8 protein-coding genes are annotated in these 5,445 nt (G+C 42.9%); all 8 read right to left on the bottom strand.

The genetic code is table 11. The features are described 5' to 3' along the window. Positions 1-477, bottom strand: a 477-nt coding sequence (locus tag U9O96_06060; protein ID MEA2054658.1) for a hypothetical protein, incomplete at its 3' end; no start/stop codon positions are given. Positions 478-500: 23 nt separating this feature from the next. Continuing rightward, positions 501-620 carry a MetS family NSS transporter small subunit gene (locus tag U9O96_06065; protein ID MEA2054659.1) on the bottom strand — a complete coding sequence of 40 codons (120 nt, stop codon included), beginning with the start codon at positions 618-620 and terminating at the stop codon, positions 501-503. Beyond that, positions 617-2,068 (bottom strand): sodium-dependent transporter, encoded by a 1,452-nt coding sequence (locus U9O96_06070; protein ID MEA2054660.1) that lies wholly within the window; start codon positions 2,066-2,068, stop codon positions 617-619. Before U9O96_06070 ends, U9O96_06065 begins: the two co-directional genes overlap by 4 nt. A gap of 53 nt (positions 2,069-2,121) precedes the next feature. Then, positions 2,122-2,370 carry a hypothetical protein gene (locus U9O96_06075; GenBank protein ID MEA2054661.1) on the bottom strand — a complete coding sequence of 83 codons (249 nt, stop codon included), beginning with the start codon at positions 2,368-2,370 and terminating at the stop codon, positions 2,122-2,124. Between the two features lie 128 nt (positions 2,371-2,498). Beyond that, entirely contained in the window at positions 2,499-2,678 is a 180-nt protein-coding gene (locus tag U9O96_06080; protein MEA2054662.1) for an integrase core domain-containing protein, read from the bottom strand. A gap of 38 nt (positions 2,679-2,716) precedes the next feature. Continuing rightward, a complete protein-coding gene (gene rnhB, locus U9O96_06085; GenBank protein ID MEA2054663.1) occupies positions 2,717-3,370 on the bottom strand; it encodes a ribonuclease HII in 654 nt (217 codons plus the stop codon). Further along, positions 3,367-4,581 carry a TIGR00375 family protein gene (locus tag U9O96_06090; protein MEA2054664.1) on the bottom strand — a complete coding sequence of 405 codons (1,215 nt, stop codon included), beginning with the start codon at positions 4,579-4,581 and terminating at the stop codon, positions 3,367-3,369. Before U9O96_06090 ends, rnhB begins: the two co-directional genes overlap by 4 nt. An 82-nt stretch (positions 4,582-4,663) precedes the next feature. Further along, positions 4,664-5,269, bottom strand: coding sequence for an archaeal heat shock protein Hsp20 (hsp20, locus tag U9O96_06095; protein ID MEA2054665.1), 606 nt, complete (start codon positions 5,267-5,269; stop codon positions 4,664-4,666). Positions 5,270-5,445: the final 176 nt, after the last annotated feature.

The following is a 5,445-nucleotide window of genomic DNA, read 5'->3' on the forward strand; positions in this document are numbered from 1 at the left end:
TGAAAGAAATATAGCATGCTCTCCGTTTTGAATGCCCGCTCCAATGTTATATGTGAACCAGTTTGATGGATATGGTTCGTTGCTTTCATACACCCTGCCCTCCTTCGCTGCTTTTGGTTCAGCTCCGTTCAGCGGTACAGGCTCTGGAGCAGGGGCTATTTTTTTATCCAGATGCATTGTCTGTATATTGCCCAATTCAACATCTATGCCTTCAATTTTCGTTCCGAACGGAAATGCTAATGTTTCTGATTTATAGGGGAGAGAAGGATTACCCGGCACGGACAACATTTCCTCAGCCCCTGCTGTTTCGATGCAGAGAAAATCGCCATTTTCGACAAAGGATGGATCTGAGAAAGCACAGTTTATGGTTATCCCGTTCGCGTTTGTTTTCTCATTCCCGACATCATTTATCCCCGCGATCGAAGAACTGCCCATAAGAAGCATACCAACCACAAAAATCGCAAATTTGGCTTTCATTTTATTCAATTGCCATTAACGTATCATTCATTAAAATTATTTCGCTTGCCCTTTTTCAGCGCTATGTAGACGCACCATGCAAGTCCACCATAAAATACGGCACATCCGAATATGAACATTGCTATCGCACTTGCGGACATCATTTCACCTTCATCAATGCTATTGAGATTAAAAGGCTTATTACGACAATAAACCCTCCGACGGCAAGAGCTGTTGAAGGGAGATGCTCGTATCCCTTGCCTATCAATTCAATCAGGGAAGCAAGTGCTATGAATAATAAAATGAACGGTGAAACAAATTTTATCAAATAATCCCACCATCTTCCCAATTTTATGTCCGATATCTCATTCACATGCTCTCTCAAATTTTCTGCCCCCATGATATAACCAAATACAATGCATTCCATCAGCCCTACAAAAACCAGCCCGAAGTTTGAAATAAAATGGTCTGTCACATCAATCCAGTAGCTGCCCCCTCCAGTTGCAAACGGGATGCCCATTAAAAAGCCGAGCAGGCATATGATGAGCGTGGCTTTCTCTTTCGAAATTCCCCATTTTTCTTCTATGCCGCCTGTTACCGACTCGATCATCGAGAACGCAGAATCTATTCCAAAAGTAAGAAGTGCTATGAAAAAAATTGCACCAAATAATGAAGCTGCTACAGGAAGATGGGATATTGCCGTGGGATATGTTATAAAAGCCAGTCCCATGCCACTTCCCGCTACATCATTTATACTCACACCAGTTGAATAGGAGAGGTAGCCCAATACCGAGAATACGGCAAATCCTGCTAGGAATGCAGTGCCTCCGTCGGCAAGTGCAGTGATAAATGCATTGTTCGTTATATCGGATTTTTTTTTCAGGTAGCTGGCATATACGATCATGATGCCCTGTGCCAGCGAGAGAGAAAAGAAAATCTGTGCATAGGCAGCAAGCCACACGGAAGGCGACGCCAGTTTTGAAAAATTTGGGGTGAGATAAAAACCCAGTCCATCCAAAGCACCGGGCAGCGTTATTCCACGAATGGCGAGTATGAGTAATAAAACGGTTGGCAACGGAACTGTTATCGCAACGACCTTGCCTATGGATTTTACGCCTTTGTAGAGAATCATGTATATTGATGTCCATATGAAAAGAAGGGCAAACAGTATTTGTGGCCTCAATCCTCCAAGAGCAAAAGGAGAAGATGTTTTCCCCAAAAATTGGCTAAAAAACTGTGATGCATTCTGTCCCCAAACAAGCCCTACTGAATGGAAGAAATAGCATAGGCACCATGCCATTATAACCGAATAATAAACCGAGATAATGAAGGCGGAGACAATCGCCCACCACCCGGCCCATTCCCATTTCTTATTTATATTTTTAAAGACGTGCGGAGCCGCCCCTCCGAACCAGTGTCCTATCCCGAATTCGACTATAAGCAGGGGTATCCCCACGGTGAACAGGGCGATAAAGTAGGGTATCAAAAAAGCCCCTCCTCCGTTCTGGTAGCAGATGTAGGGAAAACGCCATATATTGCCCAACCCGACGGCAGAACCAATAGATGCCATCACGAAAGCAAAACGGGAATCCCACCGCTCTCTTTTAGCCATGCAACCACTGTATATGGAATGGCTAACGTTACATAAAAACTTCGTTTATATTTTTATTCTGAATTCGCCTCTATGCCTCTGAAGCTTTCCCACTTTTCTTCCCAGTTTCTGTATGGCATATCTCTCAATTTCCTCAGAGCAATAATTTGGGCTTCACTTTTTACCTCTGTAATTCTCAACCTTATCGCTTCCTTTGCAAATTCAGCAACGCTCCCATATCCGAGCTGGGGGTTTTCCTTTATAAAACTGGATAGTTTTTTGTGAAACACAGATGGGAGAGATACGGTGGTATACCTATCCATTTTTATTCATTACTACAATTTTGAGATGATATTTATATTTATTCATTGGCTCGGGGGTTCTGGTGCAAATACGGGGCTTTTCCATTATTTTTAGTTGAGTGTTGCATACGAGACATAAATTAAAAAAATTAGAGGGATTGCTCAATCAATCCCACCCATCTATTTCTTCCAAGATTGAGGTTTATCCCTGCTTTCTCTGCGGGTGTTTTACTATTTAGTGAACTGTGTTTTCTTGTGAAATTGTAATATGCCCTGTAATTCTCTAACATCTTTTCTGCTGCTTCATCTTTGCACAATCCTCTCGTCACTTTCTCTCTTTTCCCTCATCCCCCTCCAAATAAATTAATCACAAAAGCCTTTTCTGTTTCATTTCCATCTTTATTTTTTTAACTGTGCTCCAGGAACGTCGTGTATACGGCGGCGCATCTCCAAATTTCTCTATCCATTTTTTTATAAAAATACGTGTTCTTTCATCAGAGGGGTATCCACTTCCCAGGGGAACATCCAACTTGGATTCAATATCATCCGTTATTTCTTTCAGTTTTCTGTCCCTTTCCACCTTAGCCACAATTGAAGCGGCCGATACGATCGGGTAGGCAACGTCAGCCTTGTGCCTTGATATAATGTCTGCATCAAAGCCGAGTTTCTCACTAAATTTTTGACCAAATCTCTCCTCATTGACATCTGCAGAATCTAGGTAATACACATTTGCTTTCTTGCTCCTTCCAATCTTCACAAATATGTGTATCTCAAGGTCATTCAAACTCATGGTGTTCCGGAGCGCATCGATGTCTTCGGGCTGTACAACTACAAAGTCATAAAAAAACATCTCCCGTATTTTTTCTGAAAGTTCCTCTCTCCTTTTTTTGCTGTGCTTTTTTGAATCCTTGACATTCATATTCCTCAATGCAATTTCCTTTTCCTCCTCCGCCCACACCCCAGCCACCACCATCGGGCCTATCACCGGCCCCCTTCCTGCTTCATCTATACCGCATATCATCTTACCCAATCTATCAACCTCCTTTGCCCGCTCTTGCCAACGTTCGCATCTCCAAGGATTTCTATCTCCCCATATTTCCCGCCCCCTCCGGGATGCACTTTGATGTCCTCCTTGCGAAATGCCATTATGGCTGCGGCGACGGCGGGGGCCGTAACCCTCCTTATTTCATCGATGTCGGCATCCAGAAGGAAATGTATTTCACTCCCAAATTTTTTCATGATATCGTCCCACCTTTCAGTCACTGTTTTTGATAGGGGGGAGAAATGTAAAGATTTTCCTATTATCTCTGCGAGGGGTATTATATGGATATATGGCGGACGGCCGGACGGATGCCTGGGCTTTTTATAATCTGCAAGCTCTTCGACCCTGTCTTTCACGCCTTTTTTTATCGTTCCGCTGCATTTGCATTTCCAGTTCATATTTTCTGCTTCTTGCACTGGGTATTGCCTGTGGCATGAAGTGCAGGCTGTCCTGTTATACTTTCCTTCCTCTGGCGGAAAACCAGCGTTCATAACAATTTTTCTTCCACCTCTAAAAAGAATTGCTTTTCTTATTTCATCCCACGAAAAATATTGTATCTCAAGGCGGTTGAATTCCCTGGCGAGACGTATCGGGGACGGGGAATGGCTATCGGAATTCGATAGAAAGGCAACGTTTCTCAATTCCGAAATTCTGTCAGCATAATCCGTATCCGCACTTAGCCCGAGTTCCAGAAAATGTATGGATGAAGCCATATCTTTATAGCAATCTCTCAGGGAACCGTGGTATGCATACATGGCTGTCCATGGAGTGAAGGCATGGGCCGGGCCAACCAGTGCACTGACATCAATTGCGGCAGATGCTATCTCAGCCCCTTCAATGCCAATGACCGGCCTTCCGCTTCTGTCGATATTTTTCGAGTGTTTATGCAATTTGTTTCTGAAACTATTTACGGCATCCAAGGAAGGAAAAAGAATGAGGTGATGAACCCTGTTTTTATCCTCCACTTCTGTCGATAAAATAAATTTCGTTCCATTTACATCAAATATGCCTTCTTCCATTTTTCCTGCATTTTTTATTTCATCGGCCCACAGTGGATGAAGGCAGTCGCCCGTGGCAAACAAATGTATGCCCTTCTTTTTTGCTCCCTCCGATAAAGATTTTATATTCATTTTATATGACGTGCCGCCCGAAAATCTGGAATGTATGTGGAGGTCAGCATTAATGAGCATGCACATAAGCATGTGCGGCATGAATTTAAATGGTTTGCATACTTTTTTCTGCCAGATATACAAAAATAAAAGGAAGAGGATTTTAATCCAGTTTTATCTTCTTGCCTTTCTTCTTGCCTTTTACTTTCTTCAGTTCTATGTCCAGTATGCCGTTATGGTAGCTCGCTTTTGCGGAGTCAACATCAACCTCACTTGGCAGTTTCACCTCTTTGTAGTATTTTCTTTCGTCTTTGTCTACTTTGATTGTCAATGTATCTCCCGTAATCTCTAGGTCGATGTCTTTTTTATCCACTCCTGGAACTTCCGCAGTTACGCTGATTGCATCGTCTTCTTCCATTACATCCACCAGCGGTTCTCTTCGCTCCAGTAGCTGCCGTGGCTCGGCACCGCTCGCTCTCGGAACATTGCCAAATTCCTGGAAATGAGGCTTTCCGTCTGGCCCAACTCTGAGAGACCAGCCGTATACGTACGGACCGCCTTTCTCAGGGGACGGAAGTTTCCCACTCATGGTATCTTTGAATATATGTCCCATGTACTTCTCCATCCTTTTAAACTGTTCTTCAAATTCATCAAATATGTCAGACTTAAACGATGGAAAGCCCCATCTGTGCGGCCAATCCCTAAACCACTCCTCAAAGAAGTCCTTATCCTCATCTTCATCTTTTCTTCTTCTCCTTATCATTTTCATTACCTACAAAACAGTATATCAGTTCATCTATAAATAGTTTTCGGCAAGAATAGTCTCTACGAATAGGAATTTTTCCTGAAAAATTTCGACATTTTTTATAAAGAGCAATGTCTTATCTCTTGGAGTGGGATGAGATGACACTCTATGAATTTGGACAAAAAATTCGCAAAGCCATA

The sequence above is a fragment of the Candidatus Thermoplasmatota archaeon genome (assembly GCA_034660695.1).
Lineage (GTDB): Archaea > Thermoplasmatota > E2 > UBA202 > DSCA01 > JAYEJS01.

Bases quoted from the DNA above. Each gene is read 5' to 3' on its own strand.
- rnhB (MEA2054663.1), bottom strand. From the start codon at position 3,370: ATGATATGCGGTATAGATGAAGCAGGAAGGGGGCCGGTGATAGGCCCG.
- hsp20 (MEA2054665.1), bottom strand. From the start codon at position 5,269: ATGAAAATGATAAGGAGAAGAAGAAAAGATGAAGATGAGGATAAGGAC.
- U9O96_06065 (MEA2054659.1), bottom strand. From the start codon at position 620: ATGATGTCCGCAAGTGCGATAGCAATGTTCATATTCGGATGTGCCGTA.
- U9O96_06090 (MEA2054664.1), bottom strand. From the start codon at position 4,581: ATGCTCATTAATGCTGACCTCCACATACATTCCAGATTTTCGGGCGGC.
- U9O96_06075 (MEA2054661.1), bottom strand. From the start codon at position 2,370: ATGGATAGGTATACCACCGTATCTCTCCCATCTGTGTTTCACAAAAAA.
- U9O96_06070 (MEA2054660.1), bottom strand. From the start codon at position 2,068: ATGGCTAAAAGAGAGCGGTGGGATTCCCGTTTTGCTTTCGTGATGGCA.